Below are 21423 nucleotides of genomic sequence, written 5' to 3' on the forward strand. Positions count from 1 at the left end.
CTAGCCCTCCAACTTAGTGCGATCGCGCACGGCGCCCTTGTCGGCACTGGTGGCCAACATGGCATAAGCCTTGAGCGCCAGCGACACAGGGCGCACCCGTGCCAAAGGCTTCCAGGCCAAAGGCCCCTTGGCCTGCATCGCCTCACTGCGCCGGGCGAGCTCAGCATCGCTCAGCTTAAGCGTGATGCTGCGGGCCGGGATATCGATTTCAATGGCATCGCCATTTTCAATCAAGGCGATAGTGCCCCCTGAGGCGGCTTCCGGTGACACGTGGCCTATGGACAGCCCTGAGGTACCGCCGGAGAAGCGGCCATCTGTGATTAAGGCGCAGGCCTTGCCCAAACCGCGGGACTTGAGGTAACTGGTGGGATAAAGCATCTCCTGCATGCCAGGGCCACCTTTGGGGCCTTCGTAGCGAATAACCACCACATCCCCGGCGACCACTTCACCGCCGAGGATCCCGGCAACGGCCTCGTCCTGGCTCTCATATACCCTAGCCACGCCTTTGAACCTCAGGTTGGATTCATCCACCCCGGCGGTTTTCACTATGCAGCCATGCTCGGCCAGATTACCGGACAGTACCGCCAAGCCCCCTTCCTGACTGAAGGCAAACTCGCGGCTGCGGATACAACCTTCGCGGCGATCTGTATCCAGTGATGGCCAGCGGCAATCCTGGCTGAAGGCCTGGGTAGTAGGGATCCCCGCGGGACCGGCGCGGAAGAAGTCTTTTACCTTCGCAGACTCGGTGCGCATCACATCATAATTGGCCAACACAGACTCAAGCGAGCCATCATCAGAAGCCACATGGTTAACATCCGTATGCAATAAACCGGCGCGTTCCAGCTCACCCAAGATCCCCATTACGCCACCGGCTCTGTGGACATCTTCCATATGGTATTTAGGGGTCGAAGGTGCCACCTTGCAAAGGTGCGGCACCTTGCGGCTGAGACGGTCGATATCCGTCATGGTGAAATCCACTTCGGCTTCCTGAGCCGCCGCCAACAGGTGCAGCACAGTGTTGGAAGAACCTCCCATGGCGATATCCAAGGTCATGGCATTCTCGAACGCCTTGAAGTTGGCAATATTGCGCGGCAATACCGAGGCATCATCATCCGAGTAGTAACGCTTGGCCAGCGCCATCACTCTTCTGCCCGCCTCCAGAAACAGTTCGCGCCGATCGCTGTGGGTCGCCAACATGGAGCCGTTGCCCGGCAGCGACAGCCCCAACGCCTCGGTCAGGCAGTTCATCGAGTTGGCAGTAAACATGCCGGAGCAGCTGCCACAGGTTGGGCAGGCGCTGCGTTCGATTTTCTCGCTGTCGGCATCGGATACCCTGTCATCGGCCGCCGCCACCATGGCATCCACCAGATCCAGCTTGATAAGCTTATCGGACAGTTTGGTCTTGCCCGCTTCCATAGGCCCGCCGGAAACAAATACCACGGGGATATTGAGCCGCAGCGCCGCCATCAACATGCCGGGGGTGATCTTGTCGCAGTTGGAGATACACACCAGAGCATCGGCGCAGTGGGCATTGACCATATATTCGACGCTGTCGGCAATCAGTTCACGGGAAGGCAGGGAATAGAGCATGCCGCCATGACCCATGGCGATGCCATCATCGACCGCTATGGTGTTGAACTCTTTGGCGATGCCGCCGGCCTCTTCGACGGCCGATGCCACCAGAGAGCCCATGTCTTTCAGATGCACATGACCGGGGACAAACTGAGTGAAAGAATTGGCAATGGCGATAATGGGCTTACCGAAGTCGCCTTCCTTGACCCCTGTGGCACGCCAAAGGGCTCGGGCTCCGGCCATGTTGCGGCCTTCGGTACTGGTTGCTGATCTGAGTTTGGGCATTGCTCAATTCCTTACGCTTATTCTGATGATTCTTGGTTAGCCGTTGACGGTACGGGAAAGGCTGCTCGCGGGCCGCACAGTGCAGCGGGCTACGTCTACCAACTTAGTCAACTGACGGCTCAGCAGCTCTATGGCTCTGTCACTGTCGACCGCCATTGCCAGCTGCAGGCGCTGATCCTCGGCCAGTGTCATATGCATATCGCGGACGGTAAAGCCGCGGTGGCGGGTTACCCGCAATACACGTTCCAGTACTTCGGGGCGTTGTTCCAGGGTCAATTCCAGATTATGGATCATGATCGCTTCTCCGTTTGTTCCATCATTTCACAGTTGGAGGCGCCGGGGGGAACCAGCGGCCAGACATTAAAGGCATCGTCTATGGCGACGTGCAGCAGGAAGGGGCCTTTGGCACTGAGCATCTCATCCAGTGCCTGCTCAACCTCATCGGCCGAGTAGATGGTGCGTCCGGGGATATCGAAGGAGGACGCCAGGGTAACAAAGTCGGGGTTATCGGACAGGTCGGTTTCGCTGTATCTCTCTTCAAAAAACAGCTGTTGCCACTGCTTCACCATGCCCAACTTCTGGTTATCTATCAAAAGTATCTTCACCGGCAGTTTACGACGCTTGATGGTGGTCAGCTCCTGCACATTCATCATGAAAGAGCCATCGCCGGAAACCGTGACCACAGTGGCATCCGGCCGGGCCATCTGCGCGCCTATGGCCGCCGGCAAGCCAAAGCCCATGGTGCCAAGCCCGGCACTGGAAAGATGATCTTCCGGGCGGCGAAAATGCATATGCTGGGCAACCCACATCTGGTGCTGGCCGACATCACAGCTCACCACAGAGTCGCTCGGCAGCTTGTTGGCCAGACGGCGCAACATGGCCGGCGCATAGATGAGTGAGCCTGGATGGACGTAATCCCACTGGTGCAGCGCCCGCAGGTGCTCGACTTCAGCCTGCCAGGGCGCTATTTGCAGCGCTTGCGGCGCCAGTTGCGTCAATATGCTTCTTAAGTCCCCATCCATGGCCACATCCGGCTGACGCAGTTTGCCAAGTTCGGCGGCATCGATATCCAGGTGGATCACCTTGGCCTTGCTGGCAAAGCTCTCCAGCCTACCCGTGACCCTGTCATCGAAACGGGCACCGACCACCAGCAGCAGATCGCACTGCTGCACCGCCAGATTGGCGGCCTTGTTGCCGTGCATCCCCAGCATCCCCAGGTAACCTTGAGTGCCATGGGCTATGGCGCCCAGCCCCTTAAGCGTTGCCACCGAAGGAATACCGCTACGCTGGATAAAGGCCCGCAGCGGCTCCACTGCGCCCGCCATACCGACGCCGCCACCGACGTACAACATGGGTTGGCGCGCTGCCGCCAGCAAGGCGTTGGCTTCCGCCAAAGCCGCCTGGTCCAGCTCCAGCTCATCGGGCACCGCCTGCAACGGCGCCTTGTATTCCACTTGGGCAAGCTGGATGTCTTTGGGGATATCCACCAGCACAGGACCGGGACGGCCGGAGGCGGCGATTTCGAAGGCGCGGTACAGGGTAGCAACCAGTTCATCGGCGCAGGTCACCATAAAACTGTGTTTGGTACATGACAGGCTCATGCCCAGCACGTCCATCTCCTGAAAGGCATCTGTGCCTATCACGGAGGTGGAAACCTGGCCTGTGATGGCCACCAGCGGCACTGAGTCCAACAGCGCATCGGCCAAGGCGGTGATCAGATTGGTCGCCCCCGGGCCCGAGGTGGCCAGGCAGACGCCTGTCTTACCGCTTGAGCGGGCATAACCGACGGCGGCGAAGGCGGCGCCCTGTTCATGACGGGAGAGCAGATGTTCGACCTGGCTGTCGTAGAGAGCATCGTAGATAGGCATGATGGCGCCGCCGGGATAACCAAAAACCGTGTTCACCCCATGGGCGGCCAATACCTTGATAACTGCTTCACTGCCGCTGATCTTCTGCCCTTGTTCCATCTTGTTGTCTCGCCTATTTTTGCTGCTGTTTAAGTTTTCAATGGCCCTGAAACGACAAACCCCCCGGTCCTTTCGGAGCGGGGGGTTTGTTTGCAATTTCTGACCCTATCTGGTCTGTCGTCGCGCCACGAGCCGCCCCCGCTGTGATGGAATAATCACGACGGTAATAATCACGAGGAGGAGCTTGGCGCTTAAGTTAAACATTTCTCAGACAGTTTCCTGTATTCAATTTATCTGCTTGGCGAGCCCTTTGGCAGCGCACTTATTAACCATTACCATAAAGTGTTTTCAGAACACAACAAAAAAATTCACAACCTGAAAATCTTCCAACTTGGCTTGGCTATGGCACCCTCGGCAATGGCCCGCCTAAACAGCTTGATTGCCGCCGGCGGCAATCAAGCTAACGTTTACGTCAACCTTGCAGGTTTATCCTTTTCATTTCAGTCATGTAACCGCGAAGTTCGGCACCGACATATTCGACGGCCGTATGACGAATCGCTTCGTTGACCTCGATCAGACGCAGATTATCAACCCCATTGCCCGAATCCTTGAGACCGGCGCCCAGGACCTCGGGAGAGAGGGCGTTGACATAGTCACGCAGCAGCGGCACGGCGGCATGGTTGAACAAGTAACAACCATATTCGGCGGTATCCGAGATCACTACGTTCATCTCATAGAGGCGTTTACGGGCTATGGTGTTGGCAATCAGCGGCGTCTCATGCAGCGACTCGTAATAGGCCGACTCTTCGATGATCCCGGCATCCACCATGGTATCGAACGCCAGTTCCACCCCGGCCTTGATCATGGCCACCAGGAAGATCCCCTTGTCGAAATAGGTCTGCTCATCTATCTGCTCTGCACAGACAGGCGCCTTTTCAAAGCCGGTGTTATTGGTCTCTTCACGCCAGCGCAGCAAATTGGCGTCATCATTGGCCCAGTCGGCCATCATAGTGGCGGAAAACTCGCCGCTGATGATGTCGTCCATATGTTTTTCAAACAGCGGGGTCAGCAACACCTTAAGCTCTTCGGCAATCTCAAACGCCTTGATCTTGGCCGGGTTGGACAGGCGATCCATCATATTGGTGATACCGCCATGCTTGAGCGCCTCAGTGATGGTTTCCCAGCCCTGCTGGATAAGCTTGGCGGCATAACCCGGCTCAACGCCATCGGCCACCATCTTGTCATAACCCAGAATCGCCCCTGTCTGCAGCATACCGCAGAGAATGGTCTGCTCGCCCATCAGATCAGACTTCACCTCGGCAATAAACGAGGAGTGCAGCACGCCGGCACGATCGCCGCCGGTAGCACTGGCATAGGCCTTGGCGATCTCCAGACCGTCGCCATTGGGATCGTTCTCAGGATGCACGGCGATCAGTGTCGGTACCCCAAAGCCACGCTTGTATTCCTCACGCACTTCAGTACCGGGGCACTTGGGCGCCACCATGATGACAGTAATGTCCTGGCGCACCTGCATCCCCTCTTCCACTATGTTGAAACCGTGGGAATAGGACAAGGTCGCACCTTGTTTCATCAAGGGCATTACCGCATTGACTACAGGAGTGTGCTGCTTGTCCGGTGTCAGGTTCAGTACCAGATCGGCCCCGGGGATCAGTTCTTCGAAGGTGCCCACCTTGAAACCGTTTTCGGTGGCCCGCTGCCAGGAAGCACGTTTCTCGGCGATGGCTTCGCTACGCAGGGCATAGGCGATGTTCAGCCCTGAGTCACGCATGTTCAACCCCTGATTTAACCCCTGGGCACCACAGCCAAGGATGACAATATTCCAGTCCTTGATATAGTCACAGCCGTTTTCAAACTCGCTGCGCTCCATAAAACGGCACTGGCTCAGCTGTGCCAACTGCTGCCGCAGATTCAGGGTATTGAAGTAATTTGCCATCTTAGCCACCTGTTTAACCGAATTCCTGGGACCAAGCCGAAACGGCTCAGTGATGCAAATCACTATAGCCCATGGTTTAAATTGCTTGAAATGATATATTCGGCATGTCATGTTGCACAAAACGCAACAATAAGAGAGGCAAAACGGCATGGATATTCGGGCGATAAAACTCTATCTGGATCTCTGCGACACCCTGCATTTTTCCCGCACCGCCACCCGGATGCATGTCAGCCCTTCAACCTTAAGCCGCACCTTGCAAAGGCTGGAAGATGAAGTGGGCAGCAAGCTGCTGGAGCGGGACAACCGCAGCGTTACCCTGACCCACGCAGGCGAAGCCTTTCGCCGCTTCGCCAGCCAGACATTGACTCAGTGGCAGGAGCTGCGCCGCGAGCTGGATCCGCAGCAAAAGCTGCTGAGGGGCACATTGCAACTCTATTGCTCAGTCACAGCCGCCTACAGCCACCTGCCGGCCCTATTGGATAAGTTTCGCCGCCAGCAGCCCCTGGTCGATATCAAACTCACCACGGGTGATGCCGCCGATGCGGTGCAGGAAATTCAGCAGCAGAGGGCGGATATCGCCATCGCCGCTCTGCCGCAGGACTTTCCGCCGAGTCTGCACTTTGCCCCCATAGGAGAGGTGCCACTGTCGATTATCGCGCCCACCATCAACTGTCAGTTGCAGTCGCTGCTGGCGCAAAATCCTATTCCCTGGGAGCAACTGCCCTTTATCGTGCCAGACCACGGCCCCGGGCGTTTACGGGCCGAGCGCTGGTTCAAGGCGATGGGGATCAAGGCCAATATCTATGCCCAGGTATCGGGCCACGAGGCGATAGTGCCCATGGTGGCTCTGGGCTGCGGTGTCAGCATCACTCCGGATGTAGTGGTAGCCAACAGTCCACTGGGCGAGAGGATAAAAACCCTGGCCTCACCGGCCGAGATAGCCCCCTTTGAACTGGGGTGCTGCTGCAAGGCCAAGCGGCGCCAGGATCCCTTGGTGAGTGCGTTTCTGGAAGTGATTTAGCTAAGGAAGGTGCGAACAAGTCCCATGCGTGCTCTGCGTCGGCTTACAGGCCTGGATACAAGGCGTGGTTCGCAGCAAATGGCTAGTCCTTTGCAAGAAGCACAACACAGCAAGCAGGCTTGTAAGCCACGCCCTTCGGGGCTTGCACAGCAATCGGCTCTCTGCGTTATCCGACTTCGACAGGCCCCGGCATGCCTTCAGTCAGATGCCTTGAATGCCAATTGCTGTGTAAGCCAGAGTGCCGCGAGGACTTATTCGCACCTTCCCTAAGCTCGGCTTGGAAAGTCGGGCGGGCTTTACCGCCTACGACCGAGTCCTTTGCAAGATGCATAACTCAATCTATGGTCTGTATGCCACGCCCTTCGAGCTTACCTTAAATATCGAGTGACTCTTCATCCTTGGGCAGTTGATCTTCCTGAGGCAAGAGGCGGGTAACCAGCAACTGGTCTACCTTGTAGGCATCTATGTCCACCACCTCAAACTTATAACCTGCGTAGTTGACCGAATCGGTGCGCTTGGGGATCTTGCGTAATGTGTACATCATAAAACCGGCGATGGTTTCATAGTTTTGGTTTTGCGGGAACTCCTCAATACCAAAGGCACGCATCACATCGGTTATCGGCGTCACCCCGTCCACCAGCCAGGAATTGGCGTCACGGGGCACTATCTGCTCTTCACTTTCATGCAGCGACCAGGCGCCCATTACCGCACTTTGCAGATCGTCAGTAGTCACTATCCCCACCACCAGGGCGTATTCATTCATCACCACGGCAAAGTCGGCCCTGTGATGACGGAAGTACTCCATGGCTTCCGACAGGCTCAGGGTGTCGGGAATAATCAGGCTGCTGCGTACTAACGAGGTATCTTTCAAATCTATCTTGCGGCCGTTGATCACCCGGATCAGCAGCTCCTTGGCGTCTACCACCCCTTTAATATTGTCCAGTTGACCATCACAGACCAAAAACTTGTTGTGCGGATCTTCGGCGATTTTTTTCTTGATAGTGTCTTCGTCATCCTGCAGCAGAAAATACACCAGGCTCTCACGGGCGGTCATCGCCGAGGTAACACTGACAGATTGCATCTCGAACACATTCTCTATCATCTGCTGCTCGCCCTTATCCAACACACCGGCCTCGGCGCCGGCATCCATGATGGCGTAGATATCGTCCGGGGTGATCTCATCATTGCGGGCAGTGGGGATCTGCAATAGCTTGAAGATACCGTTGGCCATGCCGTTGAAGATCCACACAAAGGGGCGCAGTAGGGTGATGCATATCAGCATGGGGTTCACCAAGTTAACCGCCACTTTCTCCGGTAAGGCCATGGCAACCCGTTTGGGCATCAGGTCGGCAATCAGAATAAACAGGCTGGTCACCAGCACGAAGGACAACACAAAGCTTAGCTGTCCGACCCAAGCCTGAGGGATCACATGGGCCAAAGCCGCTGCGAAGTAAGGGGTAAAAGCAGACTCACCGACAATCCCCCCCATGATGGCGACGGCATTGAGACCAATCTGCACTACGGTGAAAAAACTGCCCGGAGTGGTTTGCAACGCCAATACTTTTTCGGCGCGCAAGTCTCCCTCCTCGGCCATCTGCCGTAAACGGATTTTACGGGATGCGGCCAGAGCAATCTCAGACATGGAAAAAAAGCAGCTGGTTCCGATCAGGCAAAAGATAATCACCAAATTATCGAATAAACTCATACAACACCTTAGGTTAGTTACAAAGCGCTTCTATGCCGTGCCCTTATCCAGGCCTGAAAATGGAATGACTGGGAGGTCAGAAAGGCGAACTGGTTACCGGTATGGACAATTACATGGCGAATTGAGTGGCTTTGCTATACTCCAAGAAACCCATTGCAGGCCTCTTTTACCGGAATGAAGTTTACATTATATCCGTTTGCGGCATTTTTGACAGTGATGCTTATCTCACCGGTTTCAATGGCTGAAGAAGACTCTAACGGCATTAAGTTAAGGATATGTGTCGAAGAGTCTGAATTTCCCCCCTTCAATTACTTTTCCAGAGTCGATGGTTACAAGACCCACGATAGTGACGGCTATGACATTCAGCTGCTTTATCGGCTGTTTACGCCACCACGCTGGCAACTGCAAATCATCACCCTTCCCTGGCCAAGGTGCATGCTGGAAGTGGAACAGGGCAAGATAGACGCAGCCATGAGCGCCTCGGCCAATCCCGAGCGACGGCGAAAGTTCCTGCTGTCGCGCTCCTATTACTATCTCACCCCGGGGGTGGTCTTTCTCAAGCGTCGTTTCCCGCAGGGCTTGAGGTTCAACTCACTGACCGAGCTGGCACAGCTGGGCACAGCTGGGCACAGTTTGCGGCATTCGCGGTTTCAATTATCGTAACTTCGGTTGGGACAACTCTCAGCCATTGTCCCTGAGCAAAGATCTGCCGTTGATCCCCGAATTATTGATCCGGGGCCGGTGTGACTTCTTTCTGGCACGACTGGAGATTTTCAGCGGCACCTTGAAACTGATGGATCGCGATCCACAGGTCATAGGGCTGGCAACGCAAGCCATTCCCAACACTCGGCCAGAACCCTTCTATATGCTGGTTTCCAGGCAAAGCCCACACAAGATGGCGCTGCTGGAAGAGTTCAATACCGGTGTAACCCAATTGGAAAAAAGCGGCGAACTGCAGCTGTTACTGCAAACATTCACCGGCCACTGATCCCCCGTGTTACTCCTTCAGAAACCAAGTGTTATTCCGCCAGAAACCAAGTGTTGCGTCCCAAATGCTTGGCCTGATAAAGCGCCTTGTCTGCCACTCGAATAACCTCACTCAAATCCTGTTCATCCCGGGGCAGAAGTGCCAGCCCAAGACTTATGGTGACTATGCCTGCTGGCGATGCTGCGTGAGAGATCTGCAACGCCCTGACTCGATTCAACAGAGTTTCAGCCAAATCCTTGGCTTGCCGGCGGTCGACTCCCGGCAAGACCAAAGCAAATTCCTCGCCGCCGACCCTGGCCAACAAGGCTGATTCAGGAAGCGCTTTTTGCATGGTCTGCGCCAGGCGCTGCAGCACACTGTCACCGGCCGGATGACCGAAACTGTCGTTGAAGGCCTTGAAGTGATCCACATCCAGCATGATCAGTGCACCGGCTTCTTCCGAGGCCAGCAGCCGCGCCAGGGATTCGGTAAAGGGGCGGCGATTGGCCAACCCGGTAAGTTCATCGGTTTCCGACAGCTGCTTGAGCTTGTGATTCAGCCCCAACAGTTCCCGCTGCAGCCCCAGCATCTGCAAATCCCTGCGCTCCCTGACCAAGAGTTCATTGAGCGCAGCGGCAAACTGGGTCAGCATGGCACGGCGGGACTGCGGCCACGGCTGAGGTGATTGACCATTACTCAGCGACAATACCCCCAACAGATCGTGACCATCGGTAATGGCAAACAGTGCCAGGGAACGTAACTGCAACTGCTTGAGCAGACGATATTCCGCATCCGCCTCTGGCCTCAGGGTTTCCACATCTTCCACCACCATCATCTGGCGGGAGTTGAGCTGCTCTGAAAAACGATTCAACTCACTGATATCTATGTAGCGTGAAGCCTGAGGGTCACCCCGGCGGCTCCAGACACTGCGGTAGCAGAGTTGTTGCTCCTTTATCTCCAACAAGGCGACCCGTTCGACGGCAAACAATTCGGCAATCTGACGGCCAACATCGGCCAGGGCCTGATTGACTTCTCCCGGCTGCAACTTCAAAAATTGTAATGACAGATCCGCCAACAACTCATTGGCTCTGGCCTGCCAAGCCAGCTCCTTATGGCTTAGCTCTACCAACTCAGACAACTGCCTTTGCCCCCGGGCCAGATGTCTCTGTTGCCAACGTTTGCGGGCAAAATCGGTTCTAATACGTCGATACATCTGCTCTATGGCGCGGGCGACACTGCCAATTTCATCCTGATTCGCCGCCCCAACCGCATCGGGCAAGGGCACTTTTCGCGGTTGCCCCAAATCTATGCGGTTGACGTATGCGGCCAGCGCCGCCAGCCTTCCTGTAACCAGGCTGCGCACCAGCGTCAGAATCACATAGATCATCAGCAGGGTTTTCAAGCCATTACCCACGACTATCAGAATCATCTGCCGCCACAACTCATAATAGAGTTGGTTGCGGCTGCGCTGAACCTTGAGCTCACCTATCTGTTGCTGACGGTAGATGATTGGAAACAGAAAGGTCTCATTATCCTGGGCCTGATTATTTCCCACCTGCAGGGCAATCCCGTCGGCACTGGACAAAGACGCGCCGGAAACATAGGGCTGCATGCCTATGCCAATCAGTATGTCCCGCAGCAGCTTATGGTCCACATCCCAAATAGCCTGCGCCATGCCGGGCAGATTTGCCTCGACATATTCATGTAACCTGCGATTGCTGCCCTCAACGCCATCCTGATAGTTCCAGAACAGCTGGGCCGCCATGGTCACCAAGGCAAAAAATGAACTGACACCTATGATAACCAGGGTCATCTTGTGACTGATGACGGAGCTTTGTTTCAATGCGTTACTTCCGATGTCTGTTGGTACCAGGCGAGCAGTGCCCGCCAATTTCGTTGCTCGAGCAGATTGAAAGGCTCAGTGCCCGGCACCAGAAGCCTGAACATTGGGGGAACCTTCTCATTCCATGGCCTGGCCTCGCTGTCGTCACGGATGCGCCTGAGCGCCTCTGCCCCCGCCAGCAAATGACCGCCGCCCAAGACACTGATGTGCCCCTGACTACGCCAATCAAGTACCTTGGAGGAAGTGTTGATACTGGCGATGAAAATATCCTCTCCAGGCCTGAGCCCCTTGTCCTCCAATGCCGCAATGGCACCAAAGGCCATATGATCGTTGGCGGTCCAAATCCCTTCCAGCCCGGGGTAACGATTCAGCAACACCTGGGTCTGCGCCCTGGCTCTTTGCTCTTGCCAGTGACCATAGACGAGTTGCAGCGGTTCTATCCCCGCCTGCCGAAAACCGTTTAAAGCCCCTTGAGTCCGCTCGATAGACGCCGGTGTTCCCTTGTCACCTGAGATCAATAATACCTTGCCCTGCCGCCTATTCCCCATTTGCATTAACAGCGCCTGGGCGGTCAGAAAACCTATTCGTTCATTGTCCGGAATCAATGGTGGCAGCAAATGCTGCTGCCAATAAGGCTCCTGCAACAATGAATGACGCGCCTTGGGCTCAATATCATTGAGCAGCAGTAGCGTTTTAAAGGGGAGCCCTTCAAAGGCTGCCAGCATTTTTGCGGCAACATTTTTTTCATTGACCAAAATGACATACCGGGGCAATTGCTCGCGAGCCGCCAACTCTTGTGCCAGGGCTATCATCCTGAAATGATCCCTGTTGGCATGCAGTATTTCCAACTCAATGTTGAGCTCGGCCGCCGCCACCAACATCAGCTTATCTATATCGCCCCAGAAACTCTCCTGAGCAGAGCCTGGATTAATAAAGCTGACCCGTAACGGCTGAGCTTGAGCCAATACCTTGGTCGGGTAGTTGAGAAAAACCGTCAGCAAAAGCAGAAAAAGGGAAAGGAGTTTACGTGGTGGAGTGAATAAATCACCCCACCACGTATTAAATAGACTCAACAGCAAGGCATCCATCCCCCAGCAAACAATGCATATCGTATACCGGAGAATTAAAACACAGATGGGCTGCCCTTGTGGAGATTAATTAACCTCTGGCAAACTTTCCAGAAGCTGATAACCCATTTCGTTGAGTTGATCATTAACGCAAGTCAGCAGATATTCCTGACGTTCTTCGGCTGGCACCGCGTCTTCATCGGCCATTTGCAAACAGGCTTGCTGCAGTTGTTGAATATCGGTTTCACTGGCTTGAGGCAGGGCGTTTTCTTCATCGGCTGCCAGGGCAGCACCACTGAGTAACATACCGGCCAGCAGCAGAGTTAAGCTTTTCATCTTGTTTCCTTGTGTGAGTAAAGTGCCATCCCATGGGGCAGCACAGAGAAGTCTCACACAATCTATCAGTAGATTTTACATTCAGATAACGAGAAATTTTTGCCGTGACAGTGACCTTTTTTATCCGTTAAACAAGTGAATTAGCGCCTGCGATGTCACACAAAGGCATGCCGGTGCAACTCTATTTGCGCCAGCTTTTCCGGCTGGGAAAACAGGTATCCCTGCAAACCATCATAGGGTACCAACTCCATCGCCAAAAATTGCTCCAGCGTCTCTACCTTTTCAACAATCACCTTAACCTGAGCCTGATTTTTTAATTGATATATATAGTCAATAAAATCCAGCCTGACTTTTTCTGATTTTTCAAAACCGCGGGGAAGGATCAATTTGATATAATCGACGCAAGCAGTATTAATCCAATGCCGTCTCAAATCACCTTTAGGCTCAAAGTCATCCAAAGCAAATTTAACACCAAAATCATGTAACTTGGCGATACTGGCAAAAGCAGTTGTAGCAATCTTGGCTGACAAACGTTCCGTAATTTCAACAACCAACTCCACCTCTTGTTGTTTCAATGTTTCTTTTAGCCAAACCAATTCAGCCTCTAAAGATGAGATGATTCTAGCTTCTATATTGATAAACAGCCGTGCAATTTTGTGGCCAGCCAAGGCCAAAACATCGAGATGCCTGTAATCAATAGCCGCCAATTGATGCAACTGCTCCAGAGATAAATTCAATAGCTCTTTTTGATGCAGATTAGCATAGAAGCCTTCCACACTTAAGCATAGCTTTCCAGGCCTGAATAATACTTCATAAGCCACCTCTTGGGCACAGCCGCTTATTTTTCTGGCAACTATCTCCTGAAAATGGGCTTCAGTTAATGGTGCGTTATTGTACTCATTAAACAGCTTGCCTATGCTGCCCGACTCATTGCCAGAATCCGTATTGTCACATCTCTGCTGCGTGAGCATGTTTCCCCCTTGATAGCACTGAACAGCAACAACCCGGCAAACAGACCAGCATTCGGTTAACACTATGCATTTTGCGGGATCAAGGCAGAGATTCTCACCAGTGGAGTTAATCCCGCAGTTATAAAAACTAATAAATGGAGCCTAAGGGATACCCACTATTGACAACACAGGCATTGAGCTTAAGAATCAATAACTTGCAAAATTAACACTCTATTGATTAATGAAACATTATCTCAACAACAGGATTTTTTATTACTTATTATTAGGGCGTAAAACATGTAGAAACTTAAATTAAAAACAAAAACAATAGGAATAAAAATGGACATCACTAAAGGTAGGAAAATAATCACAGCTCGCCAAAACAACGACAATCCAATTATCAAAACAGACACCAAAGGATATAAATGTTCAATTCCAGAATTTTATATATTAAAAGAGCTATACCTCAGTCGAGGCCAAGCAGTAAGCAGAGATAAACTCTTGGATGCCGGCTGGCATGGAAGAATTGTTTCCCCCAATTCCATTCCAGTTGCCATTGCCAATCTGAGAAGAATATTCAGAGAAATTTCCGGCAACAACATTATATTCACCAAGAAAGGTTTTGGTTACGGCCTTGATACACTTCAGGGCAATATCCAGCTGGAGTTCATCAATGACAACATCAATCCCGTTTATACTGAAGCGGTAACGCCTACCCCACAAAAGACCAACTTCAGCTTAAGACGAATTCTGTATATCACAAGCATATCATTGGCATTATTCTTTGTACCATTCGCAATAACAAAAGCGCTGACACACACACCACCCAGAATAAAAATATACACCAACGGAATAAATAAGATAATTACTATATCAAGGATCAAGAACACAATAGACAAGCAAGCCATAAACTCAGTCATTGAAGAACTAAACTATCAACTCATTGGCACTGTAGACTTCTATGAAATTGGGAGAACAATAAAGGATAACAGAGACACTATTATCTTGAGCCATAGATCAGGTTTATTTTCGATCGACTGCATTAATAAATCGCATAACAGTATTAATACCTATGTCAGTTATGCAGATGCCTCAATACTCAATAAGCTGAAGGATGGAACTGTATGCCAAAGTTAAAGAAACTGCTGCCAATCACCATCCCTCTAACCCTCTTGCTGAGTTCCATCATCATTAACCTTCTATATGACTATCACGAGGTTCAGGACATAGATGGCATGTACCAGATGATCAAGGAAGTAGAAGGCCCTGATAAGCAGGTCAAGCGCATCACTTTTTCCCTCTACATAGATATTGATTCAGAAAGCTTCTGGGGGCTGTTGCAACTGAGTGACAACAAAGAAAAAACGGATGGGAAAATACTCTTTTCCGGCAAGGTCTCCAGGCTAGTACTGCACGACAATGCAGTTCAGGTCGAACAGGTTAAAGTCTACCCTGTCTCAGCCGATTCGCTGGAAGTCTTGTTTGCCAACCCTGCACTGTCACTGTTGAAGCTCTTGCTGGCGACTGACTATAAAGTGGTGTGGCACTACACTTTGGTCGACCAAATTTTCTGCTTCTCCAATGAAACAGACACCAGTCTAAGGTGTATGAAGAAAGTCATCTAATCCCGCCTTCCAGGGTGATAGCTATTGGTGCAGTCCATTCCCGGGTTCTGGAAACCTCTGTCGATAAGGCCAGAACCGCTATTCCCTCAAGCCACTGTAAATCCAGGCAACTGCTACACTCTACTGAATCAGGGAAGCGCACTACAAAGGAACTGTTATGCCCATAGCCAGAGTTGCTACCCGAGCCGCCAAAGGTGTGGAGGCGCCTCAGGTACTGGTCGAAGCACACCTCTCCAACGGCCTGCCGGCCTTCAATCTGGTGGGGTTGCCGGAAGCTTCGGTCAAGGAAGCCAGAGAAAGAGTCCGCAGCGCCATAATCAATGCGGGTTTTGAATTCCCCATGCGCAGGATAACCATCAATCTGGCACCGGCCGATCTGCCCAAGCAAGGTGGACGTTACGACCTTCCTATTGCCATTGGTATTCTGGCAGCATCCGGGCAACTGCCACTGAAATCTCTGGACGATCATGAATTTGTCGGTGAGCTTGGGCTGTCAGGTGAGGTCAGGCACTGCACTGGTATCCTGCCGGTAATTATCGCCGCCCGTCAAAGAGGCATCAAACTGGTATTGCCACAGGATAACCGCAGTGAGGCGGATTTGGTGGGCTACCGGCAATGTTGCCTGGCCCAGCACCTGCAACATATCGCCGCCTATCTGCATGGACAGCAAACTCTGCCGGGGATAGTACCGGGAACCGAATGGCTGGAACAGTCAAAGCCGCACTCGAGTGACTGCCTGTCGGAGGTCATAGGCCAATATCAAGCCAAACAAGCGCTGGAAATCGCTGCCGCCGGCGGGCATAACCTGCTGATGCTGGGGCCACCTGGCACAGGCAAAACCATGCTAGCCAGCCGGATAATCTCACTCCTGCCCCCCATGAGTTATGAAGAGGCGCTGGAAGTGGCTGCGATTCATTCAGTGGCCGGTATGGCTACTGAGCCGGGGGAGTTTTATCGCCGCCCGTTTCGCGCTCCGCACCACACCAGCTCCGCCATCTCTTTGGTGGGTGGCGGCTCGATTCCCAAACCCGGCGAGATTTCACTGGCTCACCTGGGAGTGCTGTTTCTCGATGAAATTGCCGAGTTTCCCCGCAAGGTACTCGACTGCTTGCGTGAACCCATGGAAACCGGCCATGTCATCATCTCCCGCGCCGCAGCCAAACTGCGCTTCGATGCCCGTTTTCAACTCATCGCCGCCATGAATCCCAGCCCCTGTGGTGATGCCGGCCCGGGAAGCCGTGCCAGCCCAGAGCAGATCCGCCGTTACCTGGCCCGGCTGTCAGGCCCTTTCATTGACAGATTCGACCTCACCATTGAGGTGCCCAAACTCCCGCCAGGCGCCTTGACTTCAGAGGCGGCGCAAGGTGAAACCAGTGAGCAGATAGCCGCCAGAGTCGCTGCGGCCAGGGAACTACAACTCAGCCGCGCCGGCGTACTCAATAGCCAGTTGGGCAGTAAGGCATTGAAGCAGGCAGGTTTCAAACCCGGCGATCTGGCGTTTCTCGAACAGAGTGTCAATCAGCTGGGATTATCGGTGCGCAGCTTTCATCGGCTGCAACGAGTGGCACGCACCATAGCCGATCTGCAGCTCAGCCCCATGGTCGAGCGGCGCCATCTGGCCCAGGCCCTGGGTTATCGGGCGATGGACCGTTTGCTGGCCAGCCTGCAACAGCTTTGATGACCCATGTAGATTGATGCCTGCATGTTCGGCGAGTCAACTAAAGGGGCCAATGGCCATAAACCAAGCGCCCAGAAAAAATAAAGCAAAACAGCTGAAAGCACCTTGGCTTCAGACTAGGTACAGGCCGCCTTTGTTACAGTAAAACGCCATTTCACTGACAAGGAGCCCAAGATGAAACCACTGATGCGTTCCCTTTCCATCAGCTCCATGCTGACATTAACCGCCTTAATCTGGGGTTGCAGCGATGTCATCAGCGAACAATACCCCACCGAGGCCGAAGCACGGGCTGAAGGAGTATTCGAGCGAGGCTGGCTGCCACCGATATTGCCGCCCTCGGCCACGGAGATAAAGGTCAACAATGATCTGGACAACAACAGCTCCAGCGGCAGTTTCCGCCTGCCCGCGTCGGCGATGAGCGAGTTCACTTCTCAGTTAAAAGCCGAAGAAGGTCTGGCCAACAGCTGGTATTACCGCGAAGGCGACTCCCTGTGGATCTTCCGCCTGACCCAGGACGGAGTTATCCAGTACCAACTGCAGTAAGGCTTCAGCTAGGTAACGGTTGCAACTTGGCCAACAGGAAGGCCAACTCGGCCACATTGTGGGCGGTATCTGTCTTTACCTAAAGACTAGACATACTCCCGGAGCACTTCCCGACCCAGCGTCAGCACCTGCATCTCTTCCGAGCCGCCGGAAACTCTATCGACCCGCAGATCGCGCCAGAAACGGCTGATGCGATGCTCGCCGGTGATCCCCTGGCCGCCAAACACCTGCATGGCATTGTCAACCACATCGAAGGCCGCCTTGGAGCAGTAGAGCTTACACTTGGCGGCATCGCCCGGGGTCATCTGGCCGTTGTCGGCCTTCCAGGCGGTGTGATAAATCATGTTCTTCATGTTGGTGAGCTGCACCGACATATAGGCAAACTTTTCCTGGATCAGCTGTGTCTTGGCGATCGGCAAGTCAAACTGTACCCGCTTGTTGGCGTAACGGGCGGCATCTTCGAAGGCGCAATAGGCGCAACCATAGTTGCTGCAGGCAATGAGGAAACGCTCCAGATCAAACTCCTTCTTCACCCTGGCAAACCCGTTGCCTTCGGTACCGAAAAAGTCCTTTTCCTCCAGCTCTACATTGTCGAACTCCACCACACAGCAACTGTCCATCTTCAGTCCCAGCTTGGGCAAGTGGCTGACAGAGATCCCCGGTTTACTCATATCGACAAAAAACTCGGAGAAAATTGGTTCGAAGCTGGCGGAATCTTTGGCCATCACCACCAGGTAAGGGGTCTCGGCGGCACTGGTGATATAACATTTGGTGCCATTGAGGTAGACCTTGCCTTTCTTTCGGGTATAAGTGGTCTGTAGGCTGCGAACATCCGAGCCGGCATCCGGCTCGGTGACCGCCGAGTTCCACACCTGTTTGCCGGTACCTATATAGGCCATGATCTTGTCGATCTGCTCCTGGGTGCCTTCCTGCAATATAGTGGGAAAACCCGCCATCTGATAAAGCACATAGGTTGGCGCACCGAGACGGCCCAACTCTTCCCAGATCAAGGCCAGAGTCACCAGACCGGCATCGCTGCCACCGTATTCTTCCGGAAGCAGCAAACTGTCCAGCCCCAGCTTGGCCAGCTCTTTGACAAAACGTTCAGGATATTCATTGTTGTCGTCGCAGGCGGAGAAATAGCGCTCCCAGTCCTCCTGTGACATCAGGTCTCTTACTCCTGCAATAAATGCTTCTTGTTCGTTTGTCAGTCGATAGTTCATCGATACCTCAGCAAGTTTTCATCAGTAAGCAGGATGCCTGTCTAAACTCTGCGACAGGTACCTACGGCAGTATAACCCCAGGCATATTCGAGTCAATCCAGATAGAAATGCTGGAACATGGTCAATATTATAGAAATTAGCCCGCAATCCCTTTGAGCCATTTCACAATAATCCAAGTGAAATAGATTATTGAACAATAAGGTATAAATTTAAAGCCTGAAACAATCCATTTAATTAATTTAAATATAAAATCACAGAAAATAATTTTTGATTTATTGAGCAATATCAACCAATAGAATCCATCGACAAGTAAACTCAACTTATCGTTATATAATTGTGGAGATATAAATGACTCAAAATGTAAACTTCAAAATTATTCCTGTAACTCATTACAAACAAAATGCCTGTATTGTTTGGCAAGATGGTTGCAACAAGGCTGCTGTAATAGATCCAGGTGGTGAAGTAGAGAAGATAACAAGTTTTATTGAAGACAATAAACTGGAGCTGGATAAGATACTCCTGACCCATGGCCATATCGATCATATCGGCGCGGCCAGATTATTGGCCAAGAGTTCATCTGCCGAAATACTCGGCCCTCATAAGGATGATACTTTTCTGTTTGATATGTTGCCGGAGGAATGTCGTCTATATCAATTTCCCCACTGTGATGTCTTTTATCCAGACCGCTTTCTTGAGCAGGATGACACTATTTGGGTCGGCGAGTTACAACTTCAGGTGATTCATTGCCCGGGCCATACACCAGGCCACCTGGTATTCTTTGCCCCAGCGGCCAAGTTGGCCTGGGTTGGCGATGTGCTGTTCAGGCACTCCATAGGCCGCTGCGATTTTCCCGGCGGGAATCACGCGGCGCTGCTGGATTCCATCAAGAACAAACTCTGGCCGCTGGGGGGAGATACCTGCTTTATTCCCGGTCATGGCCCCATGTCCACTTTTGCTGAAGAGCGGCGCCACAACCCTTATGTCGCCGACCGTTGAAGCTATTGCCGCCTCCCATGAGGCGGCGATTTCTCAGTATTTGATAACTAGCGAAAGATGATTAGTATTTTATAATCAGTGCTTTACAAATCCTGCAACACAGGTGTCCGCCAGGGTCATGCCACGGGTTTCCGGTGCCAGCAAGATGGAAACCACCAGGCCCAACAGTGAAATACCGGCACCGGCCATCATGGTCCAGGAAACGCCATAAGCGTTCATAAACACAGGCAAGGCATAGGTCGAGAGTATGGTGCCTATACGGCTGAAAGACATCACGGCACCCACGGCCGAAGCGCGGATATCGGTAGGGAACAGCTCATTGGGGTAGAGCCACTGCAAGATCCCAGGGCCTCCGGAGCAGAAGGCGTACATGCCAAAGGCCGCAATCACTACCCAGATACCAGGCGAGGAAACCAGTCCCAGCATGGCCAGCGACAAGGTCATCATGGCAAAGCTGATGATAAGCAGTGGTCGACGGCCCATGGAATCCAGCCAATACATGGCCGGAATACAACCTATGATAAAGAAGGTACTGATAATAATGTTGCCAAGCGCCGAGTCTTTGCCATCGTAAAAACCCAAGGCCCCGACTATCTGCGGCCCAAAGGTGTAGATGGCAAACATGGGAATGATCTGGCAGGTCCAAATTGTGCCGATAAAGATGATCATGGTGAAGTTGCGTTTTTCGAACAGTTTACGATACTGGGTATCGATCTTCTCTTCCGCTTCAATATGAATATTGCCGCCAAAGTACTGTTGCATAACTTGTTTGTACTCGGCGATACGGCCCTTGCGCAGCAGCCAGCGTGGCGACTCGGGTAGATGGAAACGCCCAAGCAGGATTACCAGACAAGGTATCAGGCCACTGCCGAGCATCCAGCGCCAGCCCCCTTCAACGTCATAAAGCAGATAACCTACCGCATTGGCCGCAGTAGCGCCCACATACCACATCAAGGCTATGAAGCCCATGGTAAAGGCCCGCTTCTTGGTTGGGGAAAACTCGGCCACCATGGAGGTGGCAATGGGGTAATCGGCCCCTATCACTACCCCGATAAGGAAGCGCATCACCACTAACTCTATCGGCGATGAGACGAACATAGTGGCGACAGATAACACGGCTATCGCTATGATATCTATTAGAAACATTAACTTACGACCGAATAGGTCGGCGATGTAACCAAAGAGTGCGGTACCGACAAATAGGCCCACCAGGGTAGATGCCCCAACCAGGCCTATCCAGTTGGCATCCAGCTGCATTTCAGGGATCAGTTGCTCAAGCGCCAGGCCAATAATGACCAGAATATAACCGTCGAGGAAAGGACCACCACTGCCCCAAAACATGATTTTCTTATGTAATGGCGTAAACTCCATTTCATCGAACTTTTTAGCTTTCATATGCTAATCTCTTATATTAAACCAATAAACATGGTTGATTTATTCGTTCACAAAATGTGCCATTAATCTTCAGCCTGATTTCTCAGTCGAGAAATACTGAATAAAAAATGGGACTAAAACAAATCTGAAGCTCAAAAGTGAGAAAACGGTTACAGTTAGCAAACTACATAAGTCGCAGACAAATCTTTAAACAGGTTAAAAGTTAAAACAAATAAGAGCACAGCGCTTCAAGTTAAGCATTATCAAAATCTGTTTATTCAACAGGGCTAATAACATTAAAAGTGTATGCTCTCATTTTGCACAATCGAGCTCGTTAGAAAACTAACTTAAATTCAGATTTAAGGTTTTCAAGCGGC

Annotated in this window: 19 protein-coding genes; 8 read left to right on the top strand and 11 right to left on the bottom strand. The window is 52.5% G+C overall.

Annotated elements, in window-relative coordinates:
• The 4 genes from ilvD to ilvC form a co-directional block, all read right to left on the bottom strand.
• A complete protein-coding gene (gene ilvD / locus ACSHSR_RS19960; RefSeq protein WP_096142462.1) occupies nucleotides 1-1857 on the bottom strand; it encodes a dihydroxy-acid dehydratase in 1857 nt (618 codons plus the stop codon).
• A gap of 36 nt (nucleotides 1858-1893) precedes the next feature.
• Nucleotides 1894-2151 carry an acetolactate synthase 2 small subunit gene (gene ilvM, locus ACSHSR_RS19965; protein WP_025010070.1) on the bottom strand — a complete coding sequence of 86 codons (258 nt, stop codon included), beginning with the start codon at nucleotides 2149-2151 and terminating at the stop codon, nucleotides 1894-1896.
• Nucleotides 2148-3824 (bottom strand): acetolactate synthase 2 catalytic subunit, encoded by a 1677-nt coding sequence (ilvG, locus tag ACSHSR_RS19970; protein ID WP_479631077.1) that lies wholly within the window; start codon nucleotides 3822-3824, stop codon nucleotides 2148-2150. The genes ilvM and ilvG overlap by 4 nt, the downstream gene beginning before the upstream one ends.
• A gap of 412 nt (nucleotides 3825-4236) precedes the next feature.
• Nucleotides 4237-5718, bottom strand: a complete 1482-nt coding sequence (gene ilvC / locus ACSHSR_RS19975; protein WP_208156781.1) for a ketol-acid reductoisomerase — start codon at nucleotides 5716-5718, stop codon at nucleotides 4237-4239.
• A 148-nt stretch (nucleotides 5719-5866) separates the two neighbouring features.
• Between ilvC and ilvY the strand changes: the two genes are divergently transcribed.
• Nucleotides 5867-6739 (top strand): HTH-type transcriptional activator IlvY, encoded by an 873-nt coding sequence (gene ilvY, locus ACSHSR_RS19980; RefSeq protein WP_025010072.1) that lies wholly within the window; start codon nucleotides 5867-5869, stop codon nucleotides 6737-6739.
• Between the two features lie 373 nt (nucleotides 6740-7112).
• On the opposite strand, the gene paeA is transcribed toward ilvY, so the two are convergent.
• Nucleotides 7113-8444: a polyamine export protein PaeA gene (paeA, locus tag ACSHSR_RS19985; protein ID WP_025889658.1), complete on the bottom strand. Its 1332-nt coding sequence runs from the start codon at nucleotides 8442-8444 to the stop codon at nucleotides 7113-7115.
• Between the two features lie 174 nt (nucleotides 8445-8618).
• Here paeA and ACSHSR_RS19990 point away from each other — a divergent pair, with 174 nt between their 5' ends.
• Together ACSHSR_RS19990 and ACSHSR_RS19995 are read left to right on the top strand one after the other, a co-directional pair.
• A complete protein-coding gene (locus tag ACSHSR_RS19990) occupies nucleotides 8619-9107 on the top strand; it encodes a substrate-binding periplasmic protein (RefSeq protein WP_479631078.1) in 489 nt (162 codons plus the stop codon).
• Nucleotides 9108-9132: 25 nt separating this feature from the next.
• On the top strand, nucleotides 9133-9432 hold the full coding sequence (locus ACSHSR_RS19995; protein WP_084271305.1) for a type 2 periplasmic-binding domain-containing protein: 300 nt from the start codon (nucleotides 9133-9135) through the stop codon (nucleotides 9430-9432).
• Nucleotides 9433-9463: 31 nt separating this feature from the next.
• Here ACSHSR_RS19995 and ACSHSR_RS20000 read toward each other — a convergent pair whose 3' ends face one another.
• The 4 genes from ACSHSR_RS20000 to ACSHSR_RS20015 all read right to left on the bottom strand — a co-directional run bounded on the left by ACSHSR_RS20000 (nucleotide 9464) and on the right by ACSHSR_RS20015 (nucleotide 13628).
• Nucleotides 9464-11254, bottom strand: coding sequence for a sensor domain-containing diguanylate cyclase (locus tag ACSHSR_RS20000; RefSeq protein WP_051472727.1), 1791 nt, complete (start codon nucleotides 11252-11254; stop codon nucleotides 9464-9466).
• Nucleotides 11251-12327 (bottom strand): ABC transporter substrate-binding protein, encoded by a 1077-nt coding sequence (locus ACSHSR_RS20005; RefSeq protein ID WP_479631079.1) that lies wholly within the window; start codon nucleotides 12325-12327, stop codon nucleotides 11251-11253. Before ACSHSR_RS20005 ends, ACSHSR_RS20000 begins: the two co-directional genes overlap by 4 nt.
• Before the next feature lie 81 nt (nucleotides 12328-12408).
• Nucleotides 12409-12657 carry a hypothetical protein gene (locus ACSHSR_RS20010; protein ID WP_025010076.1) on the bottom strand — a complete coding sequence of 83 codons (249 nt, stop codon included), beginning with the start codon at nucleotides 12655-12657 and terminating at the stop codon, nucleotides 12409-12411.
• 155 nt (nucleotides 12658-12812) lie between these two features.
• A complete protein-coding gene (locus ACSHSR_RS20015; protein WP_479631080.1) occupies nucleotides 12813-13628 on the bottom strand; it encodes an EAL domain-containing protein in 816 nt (271 codons plus the stop codon).
• A 318-nt stretch (nucleotides 13629-13946) separates the two neighbouring features.
• Here ACSHSR_RS20015 and ACSHSR_RS20020 point away from each other — a divergent pair, with 318 nt between their 5' ends.
• The 4 genes from ACSHSR_RS20020 to ACSHSR_RS20035 all read left to right on the top strand — a co-directional run bounded on the left by ACSHSR_RS20020 (nucleotide 13947) and on the right by ACSHSR_RS20035 (nucleotide 17453).
• Complete coding sequence (locus ACSHSR_RS20020) at nucleotides 13947-14744, top strand: winged helix-turn-helix domain-containing protein (protein WP_025010078.1); 798 nt, start codon at nucleotides 13947-13949, stop codon at nucleotides 14742-14744.
• Nucleotides 14732-15232 (top strand): hypothetical protein, encoded by a 501-nt coding sequence (locus ACSHSR_RS20025; protein WP_054744206.1) that lies wholly within the window; start codon nucleotides 14732-14734, stop codon nucleotides 15230-15232. Before ACSHSR_RS20020 ends, ACSHSR_RS20025 begins: the two co-directional genes overlap by 13 nt.
• A gap of 157 nt (nucleotides 15233-15389) precedes the next feature.
• Entirely contained in the window at nucleotides 15390-16910 is a 1521-nt protein-coding gene (locus ACSHSR_RS20030) for a YifB family Mg chelatase-like AAA ATPase (protein WP_025889653.1), read from the top strand.
• A 174-nt stretch (nucleotides 16911-17084) separates the two neighbouring features.
• The gene (locus ACSHSR_RS20035) at nucleotides 17085-17453 is read left to right on the top strand and encodes a YbbD-related protein (protein WP_144164993.1); all 369 of its coding nucleotides are present in this window, start codon (nucleotides 17085-17087) and stop codon (nucleotides 17451-17453) included.
• A gap of 86 nt (nucleotides 17454-17539) precedes the next feature.
• On the opposite strand, the gene caiA is transcribed toward ACSHSR_RS20035, so the two are convergent.
• Nucleotides 17540-18676 (bottom strand): crotonobetainyl-CoA dehydrogenase, encoded by a 1137-nt coding sequence (caiA, locus tag ACSHSR_RS20040; protein ID WP_028780099.1) that lies wholly within the window; start codon nucleotides 18674-18676, stop codon nucleotides 17540-17542.
• Between the two features lie 348 nt (nucleotides 18677-19024).
• Between caiA and ACSHSR_RS20045 the strand changes: the two genes are divergently transcribed.
• On the top strand, nucleotides 19025-19672 hold the full coding sequence (locus ACSHSR_RS20045; RefSeq protein WP_025010088.1) for an MBL fold metallo-hydrolase: 648 nt from the start codon (nucleotides 19025-19027) through the stop codon (nucleotides 19670-19672).
• Between the two features lie 75 nt (nucleotides 19673-19747).
• Here the strand turns inward: ACSHSR_RS20045 and ACSHSR_RS20050 are convergent, their stop codons facing one another.
• Entirely contained in the window at nucleotides 19748-21067 is a 1320-nt protein-coding gene (locus ACSHSR_RS20050) for an MFS transporter (RefSeq protein ID WP_345845438.1), read from the bottom strand.
• Nucleotides 21068-21423: the final 356 nt, after the last annotated feature.

Source organism: Shewanella sp. VK101, from assembly GCF_056497865.1.